At 62.0% G+C, this 20,153-nt stretch carries 17 protein-coding genes; 5 read left to right on the plus strand and 12 right to left on the minus strand.

Annotation, left to right across the window (positions count from 1 at the left end):
• Window positions 1-2: 2 nt before the first annotated feature.
• The 12 genes from ACW9IB_RS00995 to arnC all read right to left on the minus strand — a co-directional run bounded on the left by ACW9IB_RS00995 (window position 3) and on the right by arnC (window position 13,031).
• The gene (locus ACW9IB_RS00995; RefSeq protein ID WP_457411870.1) at window positions 3-1,154 is read right to left on the minus strand and encodes an acyl-CoA dehydrogenase family protein; all 1,152 of its coding nucleotides are present in this window, start codon (window positions 1,152-1,154) and stop codon (window positions 3-5) included.
• Window positions 1,155-1,157: 3 nt separating this feature from the next.
• Complete coding sequence (locus tag ACW9IB_RS01000; RefSeq protein ID WP_457411871.1) at window positions 1,158-2,261, minus strand: enoyl-CoA hydratase/isomerase family protein; 1,104 nt, start codon at window positions 2,259-2,261, stop codon at window positions 1,158-1,160.
• 140 nt (window positions 2,262-2,401) lie between these two features.
• The gene (locus tag ACW9IB_RS01005; RefSeq protein ID WP_457364453.1) at window positions 2,402-3,112 is read right to left on the minus strand and encodes an HPP family protein; all 711 of its coding nucleotides are present in this window, start codon (window positions 3,110-3,112) and stop codon (window positions 2,402-2,404) included.
• A 161-nt stretch (window positions 3,113-3,273) separates the two neighbouring features.
• Window positions 3,274-3,438 (minus strand): hypothetical protein, encoded by a 165-nt coding sequence (locus tag ACW9IB_RS01010; RefSeq protein ID WP_457364486.1) that lies wholly within the window; start codon window positions 3,436-3,438, stop codon window positions 3,274-3,276.
• 290 nt (window positions 3,439-3,728) lie between these two features.
• The gene (locus tag ACW9IB_RS01015; protein ID WP_457411873.1) at window positions 3,729-5,351 is read right to left on the minus strand and encodes an ArnT family glycosyltransferase; all 1,623 of its coding nucleotides are present in this window, start codon (window positions 5,349-5,351) and stop codon (window positions 3,729-3,731) included.
• Window positions 5,352-5,354: 3 nt separating this feature from the next.
• The gene (locus ACW9IB_RS01020) at window positions 5,355-6,734 is read right to left on the minus strand and encodes a UDP-glucose dehydrogenase family protein (RefSeq protein ID WP_457364455.1); all 1,380 of its coding nucleotides are present in this window, start codon (window positions 6,732-6,734) and stop codon (window positions 5,355-5,357) included.
• Complete coding sequence (arnF, locus tag ACW9IB_RS01025; RefSeq protein ID WP_457411875.1) at window positions 6,731-7,132, minus strand: 4-amino-4-deoxy-L-arabinose-phosphoundecaprenol flippase subunit ArnF; 402 nt, start codon at window positions 7,130-7,132, stop codon at window positions 6,731-6,733. Before arnF ends, ACW9IB_RS01020 begins: the two co-directional genes overlap by 4 nt.
• Window positions 7,129-7,476 carry a 4-amino-4-deoxy-L-arabinose-phosphoundecaprenol flippase subunit ArnE gene (gene arnE, locus ACW9IB_RS01030; RefSeq protein ID WP_457364457.1) on the minus strand — a complete coding sequence of 116 codons (348 nt, stop codon included), beginning with the start codon at window positions 7,474-7,476 and terminating at the stop codon, window positions 7,129-7,131. Before arnE ends, arnF begins: the two co-directional genes overlap by 4 nt.
• The gene (gene arnT, locus ACW9IB_RS01035) at window positions 7,473-9,128 is read right to left on the minus strand and encodes a lipid IV(A) 4-amino-4-deoxy-L-arabinosyltransferase (protein ID WP_457411877.1); all 1,656 of its coding nucleotides are present in this window, start codon (window positions 9,126-9,128) and stop codon (window positions 7,473-7,475) included. Before arnT ends, arnE begins: the two co-directional genes overlap by 4 nt.
• The gene (gene arnD, locus ACW9IB_RS01040) at window positions 9,125-10,009 is read right to left on the minus strand and encodes a 4-deoxy-4-formamido-L-arabinose-phosphoundecaprenol deformylase (protein ID WP_457411879.1); all 885 of its coding nucleotides are present in this window, start codon (window positions 10,007-10,009) and stop codon (window positions 9,125-9,127) included. The genes arnT and arnD overlap by 4 nt, the downstream gene beginning before the upstream one ends.
• Window positions 10,009-12,000 (minus strand): bifunctional UDP-4-amino-4-deoxy-L-arabinose formyltransferase/UDP-glucuronic acid oxidase ArnA, encoded by a 1,992-nt coding sequence (arnA, locus tag ACW9IB_RS01045; protein ID WP_457411880.1) that lies wholly within the window; start codon window positions 11,998-12,000, stop codon window positions 10,009-10,011. Before arnA ends, arnD begins: the two co-directional genes overlap by 1 nt.
• Window positions 11,997-13,031: an undecaprenyl-phosphate 4-deoxy-4-formamido-L-arabinose transferase gene (gene arnC / locus ACW9IB_RS01050; RefSeq protein WP_457411881.1), complete on the minus strand. Its 1,035-nt coding sequence runs from the start codon at window positions 13,029-13,031 to the stop codon at window positions 11,997-11,999. The genes arnA and arnC overlap by 4 nt, the downstream gene beginning before the upstream one ends.
• A gap of 474 nt (window positions 13,032-13,505) precedes the next feature.
• Here arnC and ACW9IB_RS01055 point away from each other — a divergent pair, with 474 nt between their 5' ends.
• The 5 genes from ACW9IB_RS01055 (at window position 13,506) to ACW9IB_RS01075 (ending at window position 20,094) form a co-directional block, all read left to right on the plus strand.
• The gene (locus ACW9IB_RS01055) at window positions 13,506-14,309 is read left to right on the plus strand and encodes a M949_RS01915 family surface polysaccharide biosynthesis protein (RefSeq protein ID WP_457411883.1); all 804 of its coding nucleotides are present in this window, start codon (window positions 13,506-13,508) and stop codon (window positions 14,307-14,309) included.
• A gap of 116 nt (window positions 14,310-14,425) precedes the next feature.
• On the plus strand, window positions 14,426-15,340 hold the full coding sequence (locus ACW9IB_RS01060) for a site-specific integrase (protein ID WP_457411884.1): 915 nt from the start codon (window positions 14,426-14,428) through the stop codon (window positions 15,338-15,340).
• A gap of 159 nt (window positions 15,341-15,499) precedes the next feature.
• Complete coding sequence (locus ACW9IB_RS01065; RefSeq protein WP_457364464.1) at window positions 15,500-17,482, plus strand: methyl-accepting chemotaxis protein; 1,983 nt, start codon at window positions 15,500-15,502, stop codon at window positions 17,480-17,482.
• A gap of 123 nt (window positions 17,483-17,605) precedes the next feature.
• A complete protein-coding gene (locus ACW9IB_RS01070) occupies window positions 17,606-18,367 on the plus strand; it encodes a GntR family transcriptional regulator (protein WP_457364465.1) in 762 nt (253 codons plus the stop codon).
• A complete protein-coding gene (locus ACW9IB_RS01075; RefSeq protein ID WP_457364466.1) occupies window positions 18,364-20,094 on the plus strand; it encodes a fumarate reductase/succinate dehydrogenase flavoprotein subunit in 1,731 nt (576 codons plus the stop codon). The genes ACW9IB_RS01070 and ACW9IB_RS01075 overlap by 4 nt, the downstream gene beginning before the upstream one ends.
• Window positions 20,095-20,153 lie beyond the last annotated feature (59 nt).

Genomic DNA, 20,153 nt, shown 5'->3' on the forward strand with positions numbered 1-20,153 from the left:
GGTCACAGCGGATAGTGCTTCAGCTCCCGCGCAATCACCATCCGTTGAATCTCGCTGGTCCCTTCGTAAATCTGCGTGATCCGCGCATCGCGGTAGTAACGCTCCACCGGGTAATCCTCCAGGTAGCCATAGCCGCCATGAATCTGCATGGCCGATGAGCAGACCTTTTCGGCCATTTCCGAAGCGAACAGCTTGGCCTGGGACGCTTCCGACAGGCACGGCTTGCCGGCACTGCGCAGGCGTGCGGCGTGCAGGATCAACAAGCGCGCGGCGTTGAGGCGGGTTTGCATGTCGGCCAGCAGGTTGGCCACGCTCTGGTGTTCGATGATCGCCTTGTCGAACTGCACACGGTCACGGGCGTAGGCCAGTGCCGCTTCAAAGGCTGCACGGGCGATCCCCAGGGCCTGGGCGGCAATGCCGATGCGGCCACCTTCGAGGTTGGACAGGGCAATCGCCAGGCCCTTGCCGCGCTCGCCGAGCAAGTTGGACTCGGGCACGCAGCATTGGTTGAGCGTGACCGCACAGGTGTCCGACGCCCGGATGCCCATCTTGTGTTCGGTGCGGTCCACCACGAAACCGGGCGTGTTGGTGGGCACCAGTAACGCCGAAATGCCTTTCTTGCCAAGGTCCGGGTCGGTCACGGCAAACACGATCGCCAGCTTGGCGCGCTTGCCATTGCTGACGAACTGCTTGGCGCCGGTGATCACCCATTGGCCGTCACGCAGCTCGGCTCGGGTGCGCAGGTTGTGCGCTTCGGAGCCTGCCTGAGGTTCGGTGAGACAGAAGCAGCCAATGGCCTGGCCACTGGCGAGTTCGGCCAGCCAAGTGTTTTTCTGTTCGGTTGAGCCGTAGTTGAGGATTGGCCCGCAACCCACTGAATTATGGATACTCATCAATGCGCCGGTGGCGCCATCGCCGGCGGAAATCTCTTCCACTGCCAGGGCGTAGGCCACGTAGTCGATGTAGGTGCCGCCCCATTCTTCGGGGACCACCATGCCCAGCAGGCCGAGTTCGCCCATCTTGGCCACCAGGGCATCATCGATCCAGCCGGCTTTTTCCCAGGCTTGCGCGTAAGGCGCGATTTCATTGCGGGCAAAGTCGCGAGCCATGTCGCGAATCATCACTTGTTCTTCAGTGTATTCAATATCTTGCATGACTTAGCTCACAACCTGGTCGAAGTGATGAAAGAAGCTCCCGACATGGCTGGGGTCCAGCCCGTGGAGAGTTGGCGGGTTCCAGCGCGGGGTCTTGTCCTTGTCGATGATCAGAGCGCGCACGCCCTCGATCAGATCACCGCGTTCGAACCATTGGCGGTCCAGGTGCAACTCCAGGGCAAAACATTGCTCCAGTGGCAGGCGGCGGCCCCGGCGCAGCATCTCGAGGGTGACGGCCATGGCCAGGGGCGAGCGGGTCTGCATCAGGCTGGCGGTGGTCAGCGCCCATTCATGGCTGTCGGCCACGGTTACTTGCTGCAACTGCTCGACGATGCTCGGCACGTCGGGCAGGGCGAAGAAGTGGTCGATGGCCGGACGCAATGCCGCCAGGGGCGCGTCGGGCAGTTGTTGCACGGCGAGCTTGGCCAGCACGCCTTGCAGGGTCTTCAGCGGCGACTCCTGCCAGTGCAGGCGGTCGAGTTTCTGGTCGAGGTCGTCCAGCCTGGTGCTGTCGAGGTACCAGTCCGCCAGCCCGCAGTACAGGGCGTCGGCGGCCCGGATCTGCACACCGGTGACGCCCAGGTAGATTCCCAGCTCGCCAGGGATGCGCGGCAGAAAGTAACTGCCACCCACATCCGGGAAATAACCGATGGCGACTTCAGGCATGGCCAGGCGGCTGCGCTCGGTGACCACACGCAGGTCCGCGCCTTGCACCAGGCCCATGCCGCCGCCCAGCACGAAGCCATCCATCAGGGCCAGTACGGGTTTGCGGTAATGGTGGATCAACAGGTCGAGGGCGTATTCCTCCACGAAGAAGTCTTCGTGCAGGGTGTCGCCCGCCTTGAAGCTGTCGTACAGGGAGCGAATATCGCCCCCGGCGCAGAAGGCTTTTTCGCCGGCACCGCGCAGGACCACGGCATAAATCCTGGGGTCATCCGCCCAGGCCTCCAATTGCTGTGTGAGGCGGCGGACCATGTCGAGGGTGATGGCGTTCAGGCCGGCGGGGCGGTTGAGGGTGAGGTGGCCGATGTGGTTGCGGACGTCGGCGAGTACCTCGTCCTGAGGCCCGTGGGTACGGCTTGCCTCTGATGAAACCTGAGCAGTCATCTCTAACTCCCTGCTTTTATTGTTCTTTGTCGAGCGGCCCGCAGACGGGCCATCCCGTGATCGTACCAGTGCAAATTTGCCCCGTACAACCCTGAATCATGCAGGTCGTTTTTGCATTTATGCAGACAAAAAGAGCGACTTCAGGCCACTCGACTGGACAGCACTTCGCCAATACTGCGCCGGCGTGCATGGTTCTCGGCCGCATGGATCAATTGCTCCAGCTCGGTAGGCTCGATGTCGTAGAACTGCTCCATCTCGGCCAGGGCCAGCTTCAGATCGACGGCGGTAATAGCCGGGTCGGTCACGGTGGCGGGTTGGCCAATGACCGCTGCCGGTGTTTCCACGGTCCCCTTGGGATATCGGATACGGGTGGCGTTGTTGTAGGCCAGGGCGCAGGCCAACAGCGTAGCGGCACCGAGCAAGACGGGCGCCAGTTCATACCAGCCGAGGGCGGCGGATGCCGGGTCGGCCAGCACCAGGGTCATGGCCAACCCACCGGCCGGCGGGTGCAGGCAGCGCAGCCAGCACATCAGGATCACGGTCATCCCGGCCGCCAGGCACGCACTGCCCAGGGTCGGCCCCAGTACGCGTGCAACCAGCAGTGCCACCACCCCGGCACACAGGTAGCTGCCGATGATCGACCAGGGTTGTGCCAAGGCGCCCGACGACACGGCAAACAGCAGTACCGCGGAGGCGCCAAGGGGGCCGAGCAGGTGCAAGCCGACCTCCATGCCAAACACCTGGCCACACAGCCAGACGCTGAACAAAGTGCCCAGGGCCATGCCAATGGCGGCACGGCTCCATTCGGTGGGGCGAGTGTTGATAGCAGCGGGTAACCAGCGAGCGAGCATGAAAAAGGTCCATAAACAACGGGCGAAAAAAAAGGCTTGTCTGGTTTCCCGGAAAAGCCCTTTGAAAGTTCCAACTTGGGGGAGGAACCTGCTTAGTGTGCCGCCCGCCAGGCAGGGGCGCTAATGCATATTAATGCAGGTTGAATGCAAAGTTAATGCAGTTAAAGCCGGATCACGCGGACCAGGCCACTCACTTCACCCAACACGCGCCGGTTGTGTTCTTCATCGAACAGGCGTTTCTGCAGGTTTTCCTGCAGCCGGGGATCATCAGCCAGGGGCCCTTTCAAGGCGACCAACGCATCGCGCAATCCCATCAAGCGATCCAGTTTCGGTACAGGGATATACCCCACACGCACCTGGTCCCGGGTGAGCGGTGAAAGGGTGTCGAAAAATCGGTCATCGGCCACGGCATCGTCCTCTTGCAGGCCATAAACACTTTGGTCTACGGCGTCCTTGTCGTTATGTAGGGTGTGCAACACCGAGCCCCGCCAGCAGGGTGGTTATTAATTAACGCACTCGGCGACGGAGTTTATCGTTGGGTTTCAGGCACGGGGAAGGGAAAGCGCTCCAGTCATTACGCATATCTATGTAGGACGTTTCCCTGGGCTGCCCGCCTTCAGGGCTGGGCAGCTTTAACCAGGTGCAGGAGCACGTATGGGTTGCGGTCGAACTCGCCGGTCAGCGTCGGGGTCAGGTTGCGAAAACGCGGATCCGTCAGCCCTTCGTAGTCTGCCTCGCTCATCACCAGCCAGGCGGGTGCTTGCAGCGGCTTCAGGTCGGCAGGCACCTGGGTGAACAGCGGCACCTGGTCGCAGTCGAGGTTGACCATGTACTTGATCGCCTTGGCGTCTTTGCCCAGGGCGTGCAACACCACCGGTGCGCGCTGCTTCATGACCTGTTCGTGGACCTGCAGCGTGAAGGTGCGCGTGTCATAGACACTGCGCACCAACGGTTCAACGACCATGATGTAACTCGCCCACACCGCCAGTACCGCGGCAAAAGCCGGCCCCACGGGCCGCCATTGCACCTTCAACAGGGCCAGCAGCGCCAGCACCTGAAGCGCACCGAGCACCGCGAAGATCAGACCCAATTGGTTCAGTTGCTCCGGATACCGCGGCCGCGCCACCAGCAGCCCGATGACCAACAGCGCCGGCAACAGGCTCCAGATCCCCAGCATCAAGCCACGCAGCCCGGCAAACAGGCGTCCGTGAGCCACCTGGAATGGATACGCCGCAATGATCGCCGCCATCGGCAGCATGGGCAGGATATAGCGCGCTTTCTTGGCCTGGGGAATCGAGAGGCCGACCATCACCAGCAAGGCCGCCGCCGCGCAGTACAGCACCAACTGCCGCGCCGGATCGGGCGTGCGCCGTCCACTGGCAAACAGGGCAACCAGTACCAGCAGCGCCATGGGATAGGCGAGGGCGTAGTTGCCCAATGAACTGGTGAAGTAATACAGCGGACCGCTGGAGCCTTCACTGCCATCCATACGGCCAAGGAACTGCATGCGGATCACATCCTGCATAAAGCTCTCGCCGCCGCTGAGCTTGGCCATCAGCAACAGCAAGCCCACCCCGGCCACCAGCAGCGCCAGCGCCAGCAGGCCGAAACTGAATAACTGGCGCCACTGGCGGTTGATCAGGTAATAGCTGCACAGCACGCCGGTGGGGATGACCAGGCCAATCGGCCCCCGGATCGCGAAGCCAATCAGCAAAAGGCCGTACACCAGGTACAGGCGCTTGCCCGCGCCGAAGTGATCATGGGCATAACCCAGGTAAAACGTCGCCAGGGCCACCAGGGCAAGCATCTGATCGAGGGACACCGCGCGGGTTTCGCTGATGAACGTGCTGCTGAGCAACAGCAACGCGATGCTCAACAGGCCCCAGCGCTGCGAGTAGGGCGCCGTGAGGCGATACACCAGCATGACGATCAGCGCCGATGCAATCGCCGTGGGCAGCCAGGCCGTCAGGCTGGTGACTTCCCCCAGGGGCAACGACAGCAGCCAGGTGAGCAGCGTCGAGGTGGCGAGGTAATCGGCATAGGGTTGGCCGTAGGTCGTGGGAAAAAAGCCCGGGCCGTGACGCAACATCTCCTGGGCGAACACCACGAAGCGTGAGTCGAAGCCGATGATCGCCTGGTGCCAGCTGCCGGCAATGAACAGCAGCAACGCCAGCAGCCCCAAGCCCAGGGACTGTCGGCGGATCGTCGCATTCAGCGGGGAAGGTTGCGCTTTGTTCACGTATCAGGCTTCCACGACCTGGGGCACCCATTGCTGCTGCGGGATCGGCAACTGGCAGGAATCGCCACGGCCCATCGGGAAGTACTGGAAGCCTTTGCGGGCCAGGCGCTCGCCGTCGTAGAGGTTGCGACCGTCGAAGATCACCGGGGTTTTCAGGCGTTGGTGGATCAGGTCGAAGTCCGGCGCCTTGAACTGCTGCCACTCGGTGCACACCACCAGCGCATCGGCGCCGCTCAAAGTGGATTCCGGCGTGCCCATCAGCATCAGCCGTGGGTCGTCACCATAAATCCGCTGGGTTTCCTGCATGGCTTCCGGGTCGAACGCACGCACATTGGCGCCGGCGGCCCACAACGCCTCCATCAGCACACGGCTGGGGGCATCGCGCATGTCGTCGGTATTGGGCTTGAACGCCAGGCCCCACAGGGCAAAGGTCTTGCCCTTGAGGTTGCCCTTGAAGAACGCATTGATGCGTTCGAACAGCTTGCTCTTCTGACGCTGATTGATCGCTTCCACGGCTTCCAGCAGGTCGCTGGAGCAGTTGGCCTGTTTGGCACTGTGGATCAACGCGCGCATGTCCTTGGGGAAACACGAGCCGCCGTAGCCGCAGCCCGGGTAGATGAAGTGGTAGCCGATGCGCGAGTCGGCACCGATGCCCAGGCGCACGGCTTCGATGTCCGCGCCCAGGTGTTCGGCCAGCTCGGCGATCTGGTTGATGAAGCTGATCTTGGTCGCCAGCATGCAGTTGGCGGCGTACTTGGTCAGCTCGGCGCTGCGCAGGTCCATGAAGATGATGCGGTCATGGTTGCGGTTGAACGGCGCGTACAGGTCGCGCATCACCTCGCGTACTTCTTCACGTTCGCAGCCGATGATGATGCGGTCCGGGCGGCGGCAGTCGGCAACGGCCGAGCCTTCCTTGAGGAATTCCGGGTTGGAGACGATATCGAACTCCAGGTGCCGGCCCGCCAGGTGCAGGGCTTTTTCGATGTGCGCACGCAGGGTGTCGCCGGTGCCCACGGGCACGGTGGATTTTTCCACCAGGATCACCGGGTCGACCCGATGGCGGGCCACCGCGTCACCCACCGACAGTACGTATTTGAGGTCGGCTGAACCGTCCTCATCCGACGGTGTGCCCACGGCGATAAACAGCACTTCGCCATGTTCGACCGCGAGTTTTTCATCATAGGTGAAGTGCAGGCGCCCGCTTTCCAGGTTCTCCTTGACCATGGCCGACAGCCCCGGCTCGAAGATACTCACGTGGCCCTGCTGCAGCAGCTTGACCTTGTTCTGATCAACGTCCATGCAGATGACATCGTGACCGACTTCGGCCAGCACGGTGGCCTGCACCAGACCGACGTAACCACTACCAAATACACTGATTTTCATGGGGCATTCCTGGGGCTTGTAGCACGAGCACGACGAGAGTTGATGACCAGCACACCGAGGATGACCAGCGCCACCCCCAGGGTTTTTGAAAGCGAAAAATCTTCATGGAACAGCGGCAGGCTGGCGGCCAGCAGATACACCAGCGCGTAGCTGATGCTCAGCAGCGAATAGGCTCGCCCCAACGGCAAGTGTTTGAGCGCGCCGAGCCAGCAGAGCATCGACAGCGCGTAGGCCAGGATCGCCAGGACCACCACCCCAAGGGCACCGAGGTCGATGGGCACGCTGAGCCACTCATGCGGCAGCGGCAGGCGTGTCATGCTCCAGCGCATGCCCAGTTGGGCGGCGCTGACCAACCCGACGCTGCCCAGAGCCAGGGCAAAGCCCTGCGCGCGGCTCATACGTGGCGCCCCAACAGCACGACACCGGCGATCACCAGCAGCACGCCGAGCCAGTGGCGCGCGTCGACGGGTTCATGGAACACAAAGCGCGCCACCAGCGTGACCAATACAAAATTCAGGCTGAGCATGGGGTAGGCGATGCCCACTTCCAGGCGTTGCAGCACCAACAGCCACACCAGCAGACCCAGGCCCAGGCACACCAGCGCCGACCATAGCCACGGCGAGCGGAGTTTCAGCACCCAGCCCTCGGGCAGATCACGCCAGCTTTCCACCGCGAACTTCTGCGAGACCTGGCCCATGCACGTCAGCAAGCAGGCGGCCAATAACAGCAGCAGCGTGATCATGGTGCGACCTGCGGGAAGATCAGGATCACGATATTGCCTTGCTCATAGCGCTTGCCGTCGGTAGGCAGCAAGGCGACTTCGGCGATCTCATCGTCACCCTTGACCCGCATCACCACGCCAACCGCGCCTTGTTTACGGGCTTCGCTAATCCACGCCTGGACCTGAGCGGTGTCCACCTTGTGATCGCTGGCATCGGGGTAGGCGAGGCCGTACTTCACTTCGCCGACGGTGTTGTAAAGGGTCACATCCGGGCGCGCCAGGCGCCAGGACAGCGCAGAAGCGGCGCCCAGGTCGTTGCTCAGCAGCGCGGTGGTGGATTGCAGCTCCTGCAGGTGATCGACGATGAATTGATCCGGGGTCTTGTTGTACACCACCGAATGGGGCAACGCCGCCGGCAGCAGGGCAACCATCAGCCAACTGCCGATGACCGGCGCAACCCACAGTTTCGAGGGGCGTGCGGCGTGCAACAGGTTCGCCAGGATCCAACCGAACAGGAAGATGAACACCAGCACCAGGCTGAAGGTTTCCTGGCCGTGGGCGTACACCGGTTTCTTCAGCTGGAACCAGGTCAGGGCCAGCAGGACCAGCACGCCAATCACCAGGTTCAGCCAGCCGTTGAAACGCAAGACGCGTTCGCGGCCCTGGGCCAGTTTGTCGGCGAGGGTGTGGCCCATCAACAGGGCCAGCGGCAGCAGGCACGGCATGATGTAGGACGGCAACTTGCCCTTGGCCAGGCTGAAAAATGCCAGGGGCATCAACAGCCACAGGACCACGAAGCCGATTTTGGCGTCGCGTTTCTCCTGCCACGCCCGCTTGAACGTGGACGGCAGCAACGCCACCCAGGGCAGGCTGAACGCTACCAGCAGCGGCAGGTAGTACCAGAACGGTTCGGCATGCTGGGCATCGTCACCGGCAAAGCGCTGGATATGCTCGTGCCAGAAGAAGAAATTCCAGTAGTCCGGCTCTTGCGCATGCACCGTGAGCACCCAGGGCAAGCTGACGGCAATCGCCACCACCACCGCGACCAGGCCATAACCCAGTAGTTCGCGAAAGCGTTTTTGCCAGATCATGTAGGGCAGGGCGATCAATACCGGCAGCAACCACGCCAGGAAGCCCTTGGTCATGAAGCCCATGCCGCAGGCCAGGCCCAGCAACGCCCACGACCACAAGCGCGCGCTGCGGCGGGTGCTGTCGACACACAGCCACAAGGCAACGCCGGTAAGGTTGACCCAAAAGGTGAACTGCGGGTCCAGATTGGCGTACCCACCCAGGGCGGCCACGCTGACGAAGCTCATGTACAGCACGCTGCTGATCAGGCTTTTTTGCGGGTCATTCCACAGACGGCACGACACCAGGTACACCAGCAAAATGCTCAAACCACTGCTCAGCGCCGAGGCAAAGCGCACGCCGAACAGGTTCTGGCCGAATATCGCCTGGCCCAGCGCGATCATCCAGTAACCGGCCGCCGGTTTTTCGAAGTAGCGAATGCCCATGAAGTGCGGCGACGCCCACTTACCGGTCAGCAGCATTTCCTGGCTGATCTGTGCGTAGCGGGTTTCATCGGGAATCCACAGGCCATGGGTGGCCAGCGGCAACAGGTAAAACACGCCAAACGCCAACAGGAGCAGGGGCAGCGCCCAACGGCGGATCATGCCTGCTGCACTCCAAGCCAGCCTTCGCGGCCGGGCAATGCGCCGCGCACCAGCTGTTGCCGGGGCAGGGTGGTCAGGTCGGCGGGCAGCAGATCGCCCAGTGGGGTGAAGTCGATGCCGCGCTGCCCTGCCTGGGCGAGCAACTGGCGAAAATCATTGGCCATCAGAATCCCTTCTACTTCTGCGTGGATCGTGTAGACGTTCAGCTTCGACTCGGCGAAGCGGTCAAGAATGAAAGCGTTGAAGTCTTTGGCCGCCACGACCGGCCCGACGACTTCGTCGAAGGTCGGCAGGTCGACCGGAATCTGTGGGGTGCCCGCGCTGCCATCGGCCAGTGTCGGCCTGAACAGGCTGGTGCCCCGGCAATCGCTGTTGTAGCGAAAGTTGAACCCTTGCTTGGCTTGCACCACGCGCTCGTCGGCACGCCAACCGGCAGCCGCCGAGCAGTCGATACGCGCACCCAGGATGTCGCTCAAAGTGTCCACACCCCGGCGAATCTGTTCGATCAATTGCGCCTCGCTCCAGCGCCCGGTGTTGGCCTGCCAGCCGTGGTGATCCCACGCATGCAGGCCTACTTCGTGGCCGGCGGCCTTGGCCTGACGCATCAAGTGCCCCAGGTCGCGGCCAATGGGCTTGCCCGGCCAGGCAGTACCGGCGAGCAAAATGTCCCAGCCGTAGAGGCCGGCCGCGTTGGAGCGCAGCATCTTCCACAGAAACTGCGGACGGATCAGGCGCCACAGGTGGCGCCCCATGTTGTCCGGCCCGACGCTGAAGAAAAACGTCGCCTTCACCCCCGCTTCATCCAGGGATTCGAGCAACCGCGGCACCCCTTCACGGGTACCCCGGTAGGTGTCGACGTCAATGCGCAGGCCAGCTTTCATCAGTGCTTGTCCGCAATTTCGAGCATGGCTTCACGCAGGAAGAAGTCCAGCGTGTTGCCGATGGTTTCGCTCATCTCCACGGTCGGCTCCCAGTTCAGCAGGCGCTTGGCGTTTTCGATGCTCGGTTTGCGGTGGGCCACGTCCTGGTAACCGGTCCCGTAGAACGCCTTGCTTTCCACGTCGCGGAAGCCGGCGAACGGCGGGAAGTTGCCACGCAGCGGGTGCGCTTCGAACTGACGCAGCAGCTCTTCGCCCAACTGGCGGATGCTGGCTTCGTTTTCCGGGTTGCCGATGTTGATGATCTGGCCGTTGCACGCGTCAGTGTCGTTATCGATGATGCGCGCCAGGGCTTCGATACCGTCGGCGATGTCGGTGAAGCAGCGCTTCTGCTCGCCGCCGTCGAACAGGCGGATCGGCGTGCCTTCCACCAGGTTCAGGATCAACTGAGTGATGGCGCGGGAGCTGCCGATGCGGGCCGAATCCAGGCGATCGAGGCGCGGGCCCATCCAGTTGAACGGACGGAACAGGGTGAAGTTCAGGCCCTTGGCGCCGTAGGCCCAGATCACGCGGTCCAGCAGTTGCTTGGACACGGAGTAGATCCAGCGTTGCTTGTTGACCGGGCCGACCACCAGGTTGGAGGTGTCTTCGTCGAAGTACTGGTCCTGGCACATGCCATAGACTTCGGAGGTCGACGGGAAGATCACGCGCTTGTTGTACTTGACGCAGTAGCGCACCAGCTTGAGGTTTTCTTCGAAGTCCAGCTCGAACACGCGCAGCGGGTTACGCGTGTATTCGATTGGCGTGGCGATGGCCACCAGCGGCAGGACCACGTCGCACTTCTTGATGTGGTACTCGATCCACTCGGTGTGGATGCTGATGTCGCCTTCCACGTAGTGGAAGTTCGGGTGGCTGCGCAGGCGCTCGATGGCGTCGGAGCCGATGTCCAGGCCGTAGACTTCGTAACGGTCGTCGCGCAGCAGGCGCTCGGACAGGTGGTTACCGATAAAACCGTTCACGCCCAGGATCAGCACGCGAGTGCGGCGTGGCTTGCGGCCAGACTCGGCGCCGCGCAGTACGGAACCGTCCACCAGACCCAGCTCGTTGGCCAGGGACGGGCCGGCCAGGTACAGGCCGTTGTCGTTGCGCTGGCCGAACCGAATCACCAGGGAGTCTTCACCACAGGCGATGCGCAGCGGATTGACGCTGATCACACGGCCAGGCGCCAAACCTTCGTTGCCCTTGACCACTTCGGCCTGCCACACGATCAGTTTGTGCTCGCCCACCGCGCAGAAGGCGCCCGGGTAGGGTTGGGTCACGGCGCGAACCAGGTTGAACAGTTCCTGCGCCGGCTTTTTCCATTCCAACTTGCCATCGGCGGCGGTGCGGCGACCGAAGTAGGTGGCCTGGCTTTCGTCCTGGGCGGTTTCCGCCAGCTTGCCGGTGGCCAGTTGCGGCAGGGCATCGCGCAGCAGGTGGGTGGCGGCATCACGCAGCTTGGCGTGCAGGCTCAGGCCGGTGTCGGTCGCGTCGATGAGCACTTTGTGCTGGGCCAGGATCGCGCCGGCGTCGGCACGCTTGACCATGCGGTGCAGGGTCACGCCGGTTTCGGTCTCGCCGTTCACCAGCACCCAGTTGGCCGGGGCGCGGCCACGGTATTTGGGCAGCAGCGAGCCGTGCAGGTTGAACGCGCCTTTGCTTGCGGTGGCCAGCAGGGCCTCGCTCAGCAGGTTGCGGTAGTAGAACGAGAAAATGAAATCCGGGTTCAGCTTGGCGATGCGCTCGACCCACAGCGGGTGGTTGGCGTCTTCCGGGGCATGCACCGGGATGCCGTTGCGTGCGCAGAGTTGAGCGACGGAACCGTAGAAATTGTTTTCCTTGGGATCATCGGCATGGGTGAACACGGCGGCGATGTCGTAACCCGCATTGAGCAGGGCTTCGATGCCCGCGCAGCCAATATCGTGGTAGGCGAAGACAACAGCTTTTTGACTCATGACGAAACCTGATCGGAAGGAGAAGGGGAGGAGTGAGAAGTGGCCAGACCATCAACCACAACGACCGGAGCCGGCGCCGCCGGTTGGTTGCGCAGCACTTTTTCGATAAAGAACCGTGGACGGGCCCGCACATCGCTGTACATGCGGCCCAGGTATTCACCCAACAGGCCCATGCCGATGAACTGCCCGCCGGTGAATACGAACAGCACCGCGAACAACACGAACAAGCCGTCGCCGGCCCAGTCGGCACCGAAAGCCAGGCGCATCACGATCAACGCGAAGGCGAACAGCATGCCCAGCGCCGCCAGGCTGAAGCCGACGATGGAGAGCAGGCGCAGCGGGGTAGTGGTCATGCAGGTCAGCAGGTCGAACATCAGGCTGATCAGGCGCATGGCGCTGTATTTGGATTCGCCGTGCTCGCGCTCGGCGTGGTGCACCAGAATTTCCGTGGTGTGGCGCGCGAAACCATTGGCCAGGATCGGGATAAAGGTGCTGCGCTCGCGGCAGGCGAGCATGGCGTCGACGATGGTGCGGCGGTAGGCGCGCAGCATGCAGCCGTAATCGCTCATGGCCACGCCGGTGGAGCGTTGCACGGCCAGGTTGATCAGCCGCGACGGCCAGCGGCGGAAGGCCGAGTCCTGGCGGTTGTTGCGCACGGTGGCAACCACGTCGTAACCCAGCGCGGCTTGTTCCACCAGGCGCGGGATTTCTTCGGGCGGGTTTTGCAGGTCGGCGTCGAGGGTAATCACCACCTCGCCCCGGGATTGTTCGAAACCGGCCATGATCGCGGCATGCTGGCCGTAGTTGCGGTTGAGGATCACCGCGACCACGTGGCTGCCGTCCTGTGCGGCGGCGTCTTCGAGCAGTTGGGCCGAATTGTCGCGGCTACCGTCATCCACCAGGATGATTTCGTATTCGTAGGCCAGTTGCTGGCAGGCTGCGGTGGTACGGCGCAGCAGTTCAGGCAGGCTCTCTTGTTCGTTGTAGACCGGGATAACGATCGACACGCAATGAATAGGGTAGGGTTTCAAAGATTCATGACCTCGGGGTTAGAACAACTTTGGAGCGCTGAAACAACAGCAATCAGTGGGCGAAAGTGCAGGCAACTGATTAAAAGGCAGTGGTGTGCGTGGTGTGCATTCGACATTCCTGAAGCCTGGCAGCCTGTTCTTCCTGATGAACTGGAGTAAAGACTAAAAAATATAAAGGTAAAGCGTAATCAACAGGTTAGTCGGCAAAGCGCGGTTTGCTCTCAAGTCCATGGGGCCCAAGATTAAGCGTAAAAATGTAGAACGAATATGAAAGCCGGATGAAAAACTCGTTTATTTGACAGGTAGACAGCTAGGGTTCAGCTAGCCCGCCAGGCAACTGCGCGACACGACTTATCGATAAAAGCGTGAGCTGACGCAAGATGCCGGAATGACGCCTTTGGGTGATTGAAGAATCTTCTCTGCATTGCCCCTCAAGTGCCGGTAAAGTAAGCCCTCTCTAGCCAGGGTACTCGGATGAATAGCGTGCAGCTTTTACGCGGCCAGTTGCGGCCAGTGTTGGTGGGGTTGTTGATGACGGTGGCCTGTGTCACCACCGTGCGGGCTGAATCAGGGGTGGTCCTGACCCCGGTCGAGCAGGTCCCCGAAGGGGTGGAAGTACGGGGCAAACAGGTCGCCGCGTATACCTGGGACGACCGCCAGGGCAAGAACCTGCTGGTGCTCGCCGAGCAGGTCAGCGAGCGTGACGATGACGGCACCCAATCGGCCTTCGTGTATGCAGCGCAGTACCTGATCGACGGCAAGCACCCCAAGCGCGTGTGGATGCTCTACGACGATGTGCAGCACTGCGAATTCGACGCAGCCTTGCGCTTCGACATGGCCGCGACCCAGGTCACCGACCTGTCCGGCGACGGTATCACCCAGGCCACTGTGGGCTATTCGCGCACCTGTACCAGCGATGTCAGCCCCAATGAATTCAAGTTGATCATGCACGTGGGCAAATCCCAGAAATACCGCTTGCGCGGTGTCGACCGCTATGGCGCCAGTTGGTGGGACGAGGAGGCCGGCGCATTGCGTGGCATGCCGTTGCCCAAGGATTGCAGCGTAGCCGCGCAGCAGGCCCTGGTCAGCGAGTACAAGGAGCAGGGCACCGAACTGCCGTTGCCGGGCTGCTACACCGACGAGAAGGATTTTGCCAAGGCACCGGAAGGCTACCTGGCGTTCATGCGCCAACAGTGGTTCGCACTGATGCAAAAACAGGATGGCGAGTGGAGCCAATCCCAGAGCCAGCCACAGGACCCGATTGACGACGAAGAATAGCCAGGTGATTTGGTAAGAAGGCCGACCCTGGGGTAGACTCGGCCTTCGCCAATTCACTAAATACCTTGATTAAACAAAGGCTTGTTCAAGGTATTTAATCCAAAGGCTGATCTACCTTGACTGAGTCTATCCGCAACCCGCTGACCCTCTACCTCACCCGCCTGGCCCCCTCCAGCCAACTGACCATGCGCTACGTGCTGCAGGATGCCGCCGACCGCCTGGGCTTTGAAGACATCAACCTCGAAGACATCGACTGGCACTTGCTGCAACCCGAGCACGTCATCGCCCTGGTGGCGGCACTGCGGGAAGACGGTTACGCGCCGAATACCTCGTCGTTGTACGTGAACGCAGTGCGTGGCGTGATGAACGAAGCCTGGCGCATGAGCCTGATCAGCCAGGAACACTTGCTGAAAATGCGCACGGTCAAGGCCACGCCCGGCACGCGTTTGGGCCAGGGCCGCAACCTGCGACGCACGCTGATCCGTGAATTGATGGACGTCTGCGCCGCCGACCCGCGCCCCCAGGGCCTGCGCGATGCTGCGGTGATCGGCCTGTTGTATGGCTCGGGCATGCGCAAGTCCGAGTCGGTCAACCTGGACCTGGCGCAACTCAACTTCGAGGAGCGCAGCCTGCGGGTGATCGGCAAGGGCAACAAGGAACTGGTCAAGTACGCCCCGGCCTGGGCCTTCGCCAAGCTGCAAGCCTGGCTCGAATACCGTCGCGATCAACTCAAGGCAGGCGAACAGGACGACAGCTTTCTGTTCAACCGCATCCGCCGGGGCAGCCACATCACCCGCGAGCGCATCACCAAACACGCGATTTATTACATCGCCCGCCAGCGCGGCGAGCAGGTGGGCGTGAAGATCATGCCCCATGACTTTCGCCGTTCCTTCATCACCCGGGTGATCGAAGAACATGACCTGTCGATTGCGCAGAAACTGGCGCATCACACCAACATCCAGACCACTGCCAGTTATGACGTGCGCGACAACAATGAGCGCCGGCGTGCGGTCGACCGCTTCGATTTGTAGCTCGAACCCGTGACCTGACCGTCATTTGCACGAGGCTCAAGGTGCGCCGATAGAGGTGATGGCTATATGATATCACTTCGGGTCAACCCCGATGCAGAACCGTCGCCTTGAAAGAACGGTGGCCTGCGGGGTTGATGAATCGCTTCTTTGAGAATACTCATGCCTAATCGCTCTTTACACGTTAAGTTGTTCTGGACCGCCCTGATCGGTGCTGTTGTGGTCATGGCGTTGTTGCTGGGGTCCATTGCGTCCATCGCCTATGGCACTTCGGTGAAGGAAACCTCGGCGCTGGTGGACTCGATCGTCCAGGCCAATGCCAGGGAAGTGGAAACAGAGTTGGGGGTCGGGTTTACCGTGGCCCAGTCCCTGGCCAGCGTGGCTACGGCGATGCAGCAACAACACGTTGACCGCCGCAGCGCCGACGCCGCGACGCGTCAATTGCTCGAAGCCAACCCGCAGTTGCTCGGCCTGGGCCAGTACTGGGAACCCAATGGCTTCGACGGCAAGGACGCGGATTTCATCAACGCGCCCAACCACGACGCCACCGGCCGTTACCTGACGTACTGGAACCGTGCCGGCGGCTCGATCAAGTCGGAAGTACTGGCCGGCTACACCCCGGAAAACGCCGACAACCAGTACTACTATCGCCCCCTGCGCAGCGCCCAACCCTGGGCGTCCGAACCTTACGTGTACGCCACCGGCAGCGGCCAGCAACTGATGTTGGTGTCGATCATGGTGCCCCTGTTGCAGGGCGGCAAAGCCTTGGGTGTGGCCGGAGTGGATATCCCGCTGGAGAGCATCAACCGTCAGTTGGCGAAGATCGATGCCTTCGGCGGTTACGGCGCGTTGGTTTCCAGCAACGGCTTGTATGCCAGCCATCCGGACAGCAAGCGCCTGGGGCAACCGGCCACTGATTTGCCCGACGCCGCCAAAACCGCGATCAAGGCTGGCCAGGCTTACAGCTTCCAGCGCGAGGGTTGGAACTATGTGCTGCAACCGGTGCGCATCGGCAAAGCACCCAACACCTGGGGATTGATGGTGGCTTACCCGATGGCCGAAGCGCTGGCGGGGATCAACCAGTTTCTCTATACCGCCGTGCTGATCGGCCTGTTTGCATTGCTGGCCCTGGCCTTGGTGCTGTGGTACTTGCTGGCCTGGCAGATTCGACCACTGGCCGGGCTGACCGCGGGGATCCAGGCGTGGGAGGGGGAACTGGGCCTGCGTTTCGAACAGCGCAGCGGCGACGAAACCGGCAAGCTGGCCGGTGCGTTCAACCAATTCATCCAGCGCCTGGGCGGCCTGGTGGGCACTATTCGCCAGAGCACTGGCGCGTTGACGCAAATCTCCAATCACCTGGGCGATACCACCCAGGCCGTGGCCGAGCGCGCCACGGCGCAACACACCGCTACCGAGGAGATGGCATGCGGCATCACCGCGCTGGCGCATTCGGTGACCGAAATGTCACAACAGGCCGAGGACGTCGAGCAGTTGGCGCGTAATACCGGAGTGTTGACCCGTCAGATTGCCGAAGACATGACTCAGACCCTGCACGGCATTACCCATATCGACCAGACCATGGACGTGGTAGCGAGCACCGTGGGCGATCTGGAAAAACGTTCCCAGGAAATCGCCGGCATCATCGCCGTGATCCGCAGTATCGCTGACCAGACCAACCTGCTGGCGCTGAACGCCGCCATCGAAGCGGCGCGTGCAGGGGAGCAGGGCCGGGGCTTTGCCGTGGTGGCCGATGAAGTGCGCCAACTGGCCGAGCGCACCAGCCGCTCTACCGGTGAAATCAGCGGCATGATCAGCGCGATCGGTTCGGATGTGCACAACACCGTGGCCAACGTGCAGCAGGTGGGCGAAGCGGTGCGCCAGGGTGTGACGCAACTGAGCACTTCGGCCCAGGGTGTCGATCAGATTCGCCAGCACGCCGAGGATATTCTCACGCGCATCAGTGAAGTCGCACGCCAGACCCAAAGCCAGGCGGCCACCGGCGAAGAACTGTCCGTGGCGATCCAGGGCGTCAGCCGCATCTCCGAACAGAATGACTTGGCCATTCGCAGCCTGCTGGACCAGTCTGTCAACCTGCGCGAGCAAGCCGGCTCGCTGAACCAGCAGTTGACCCAATTCAAGGACTGACCCGTGCGCCCCACCGATCTGTCGGTGGGGCGTCGGCTTTAAGCTTATGCATAAACGGTATTTCCAAGTCAGCCGTTAGACTTCTTAAGATCACGTCATAACTCGTTATGACAAGTGGCCTTGATGAACGAATCCACCGCAGCCTTATCTCCGCTCTCCAGCATTCCGTTGCATGCCCAACTGCGCGACCTGTTGCGCAGCGGCATTCTCGACGGACAGTACCCGGCCAATACGCAGATGCCCTCCGAAAGTGAGCTGGGCGCGCGGTTCAAGGTCAGCCGGATTACCGTGCGCCAGGCGCTGGGCGACCTGCAGAAAGAAGGCTTGATCTACAAGATCCACGGCAAGGGCACCTTTGTGTCCAAGCCCAAGGCGTTCCAGAACGTCAGCACCTTGCAAGGGCTGGCGGAATCCATGACCGGGCGCGGCTTTGAAGTGATCAACCGCCTGCGCAGCTTTCGCTTCGTGCCGGCGGACAAACAAGTCGCCCTGCGCCTGGGCGTGGAAGAGGGCACCGTGGTGGCGCAGATCAAGCGCGTGCGGCTGCTCAACCGCGAGCCGGTGTCGCTGGAAATCACCTATCTGCCGCAATCCCTCGGCGAGCGCCTGGAAAAGGCCGACCTGGTCACGCGCGACATCTTCCTGATCCTGGAAAACGACTGCGGCCTGCAACTGGGCCACGCCGACGTGGCCATCGACGCGGTGCTGGCCGACAGCGACCTGACCCAGGCGCTGAACGTCGAGCCCGGCTCGCCGATCATGCACATCGAACGTCTGACCCACACCGCCGACGGCCAGCCCGTGGACTTTGAACACCTGTATTACCGTGGCGATGCCTTCCAGTACCGCCTGCGCATTGACCGTGAACGAGGCAGCCGCCCATGAGCCGCAACACCGTGGAGCAGGAATACGACATCGTGGTGATCGGCGGCGGCACCGCCGGACCGATGGCAGCGATCAAGGCCAAAGAAGCCAACCGCGACTTGCGGGTGCTGCTGGTGGATAAGGCCAATGTGAAGCGCAGTGGCGCGATCAGCATGGGCATGGACGGGTTGAACAACGCGATCATCCCCGGCCACTCCACCCCCGAGCAGTACACCAAGGAAATCACCATCGCCAACGACGGGATCGTCAATCAGGCGGCGGTGTACGCCTATGCCACCCACAGTTTCGAAACCATCGAACAACTGGACCGCTGGGGCGTCAAGTTCGAGAAAGACGAAACCGGCGATTACGCGGTGAAAAAGGTGCACCACATGGGCGCCTATGTGCTGCCGATGCCCGAGGGCCATGACATCAAGAAAGTGCTGTACCGCCAGCTCAAGCGCGCACGGGTGGCGATCACCAACCGCCTGGTGTGCACGCGCCTGCTCACGGACGATGAAGGCGCGGTCAACGGTGTGATGGGTTTCGACTGCCGTACCGCTGACTTCCAGGTGATCAAGGCCAAGGCCGTGATCCTGTGCTGCGGGGCCGCCGGACGTCTGGGCTTGCCGTCTTCCGGCTACCTGATGGGCACCTACGAAAACCCGACCAACGCCGGCGACGGTTACGCCATGGCCTATCACGCCGGCGCCGAGCTGGCGAACCTGGAGTGCTTCCAGATCAACCCGTTGATCAAGGACTACAACGGCCCGGCCTGCGCCTACGTCACCGGTCCCCTGGGTGGCTACACCGCCAACAACAAGGGCGAACGCTTTATCGAGTGTGATTACTGGAGCGGCCAGATGATGTGGGAGTTCCACCAGGAACTCGAAAGCGGCAATGGGCCGGTGTTCCTCAAGCTCGATCACCTGGCCGAGGAAACCATCCAGAACATCGAAACCATCCTGCACAGCAACGAACGCCCGAGCCGTGGCCAGTTCCACGCCAACCGGGGCACCGATTACCGCAGCGACATGGTCGAGATGCACATTTCCGAGATCGGCTTTTGCAGCGGGCATTCGGCGTCCGGCGTGTGGGTGAACGAGCGCGCGGAAACCTCGGTGAAGGGGTTGTACTCGGCCGGCGATATGGCCGCCGTGCCGCACAACTACATGCTCGGGGCGTTTACCTATGGCTGGTTCGCCGGCACCAACGCGGCGCATTACGTGGCCGAGCGGGATTTCAGTGCAGTGAGCGCCGCGCAGGTCGCCACCGAACAGGCTCGCGTGTATGCGCCGCTGGACCGCGACACCGGACTGCCGCCGGCCCAGGTCGAATACAAGCTGCGCCGTTTCGTCAACGACTACCTGCAACCGCCCAAGGTCACGCGCAAGATGGAAATCGGCCTGCAGCGCTTCAGCGATATCGAGCGTGACCTGGACCAGATGAAAGCCCACAACCCCCATGAGCTGATGCGCGCGATGGAAACCAGCGTGATCCGCGACTGCGCCGAAATGGCCGCCCGCGCCTCGCTGTATCGCGCCGAAAGCCGCTGGGGCCTGTACCACCACCGAGTCGATCATCCGCAACGCAATGACGCCGACTGGTTCTGCCATTGCCACCTGAAAAAGGGTGAAGACGGGCAGATGGTCAGCTTCAAGAGACCGGTGGAGCCGTATGTGATCCCGCTGGATGCCGAGGAGTTGCAGGCCTATGACCGTTTGCGGGTCGGGGCGGATGCGGCGTGAAGCATTACATCGATTGGCCGATGGGTTGACAAGCCCGCTCACCACAAAAAATGCCAAGC

The organism is Pseudomonas sp. SDO524_S393 (assembly GCF_054071875.1).

Excerpts from the sequence above, each read along its gene's own strand:
- ACW9IB_RS00995 (WP_457411870.1), bottom strand. The coding sequence starts at position 1,154 with ATGCAAGATATTGAATACACTGAAGAACAAGTGATGATTCGCGACATG.
- ACW9IB_RS01000 (WP_457411871.1), bottom strand. The coding sequence starts at position 2,261 with ATGACTGCTCAGGTTTCATCAGAGGCAAGCCGTACCCACGGGCCTCAG.
- ACW9IB_RS01005 (WP_457364453.1), bottom strand. The coding sequence starts at position 3,112 with ATGCTCGCTCGCTGGTTACCCGCTGCTATCAACACTCGCCCCACCGAA.
- ACW9IB_RS01020 (WP_457364455.1), bottom strand. The coding sequence starts at position 6,734 with ATGAAAATCAGTGTATTTGGTAGTGGTTACGTCGGTCTGGTGCAGGCC.
- arnF (WP_457411875.1), bottom strand. The coding sequence starts at position 7,132 with ATGAGCCGCGCGCAGGGCTTTGCCCTGGCTCTGGGCAGCGTCGGGTTG.
- arnE (WP_457364457.1), bottom strand. The coding sequence starts at position 7,476 with ATGATCACGCTGCTGCTGTTATTGGCCGCCTGCTTGCTGACGTGCATG.
- arnT (WP_457411877.1), bottom strand. The coding sequence starts at position 9,128 with ATGATCCGCCGTTGGGCGCTGCCCCTGCTCCTGTTGGCGTTTGGCGTG.
- arnD (WP_457411879.1), bottom strand. The coding sequence starts at position 10,009 with ATGAAAGCTGGCCTGCGCATTGACGTCGACACCTACCGGGGTACCCGT.
- arnA (WP_457411880.1), bottom strand. The coding sequence starts at position 12,000 with ATGAGTCAAAAAGCTGTTGTCTTCGCCTACCACGATATTGGCTGCGCG.
- ACW9IB_RS01055 (WP_457411883.1), top strand. The coding sequence starts at position 13,506 with ATGAATAGCGTGCAGCTTTTACGCGGCCAGTTGCGGCCAGTGTTGGTG.
- ACW9IB_RS01065 (WP_457364464.1), top strand. The coding sequence starts at position 15,500 with ATGCCTAATCGCTCTTTACACGTTAAGTTGTTCTGGACCGCCCTGATC.
- ACW9IB_RS01070 (WP_457364465.1), top strand. The coding sequence starts at position 17,606 with ATGAACGAATCCACCGCAGCCTTATCTCCGCTCTCCAGCATTCCGTTG.
- ACW9IB_RS01075 (WP_457364466.1), top strand. The coding sequence starts at position 18,364 with ATGAGCCGCAACACCGTGGAGCAGGAATACGACATCGTGGTGATCGGC.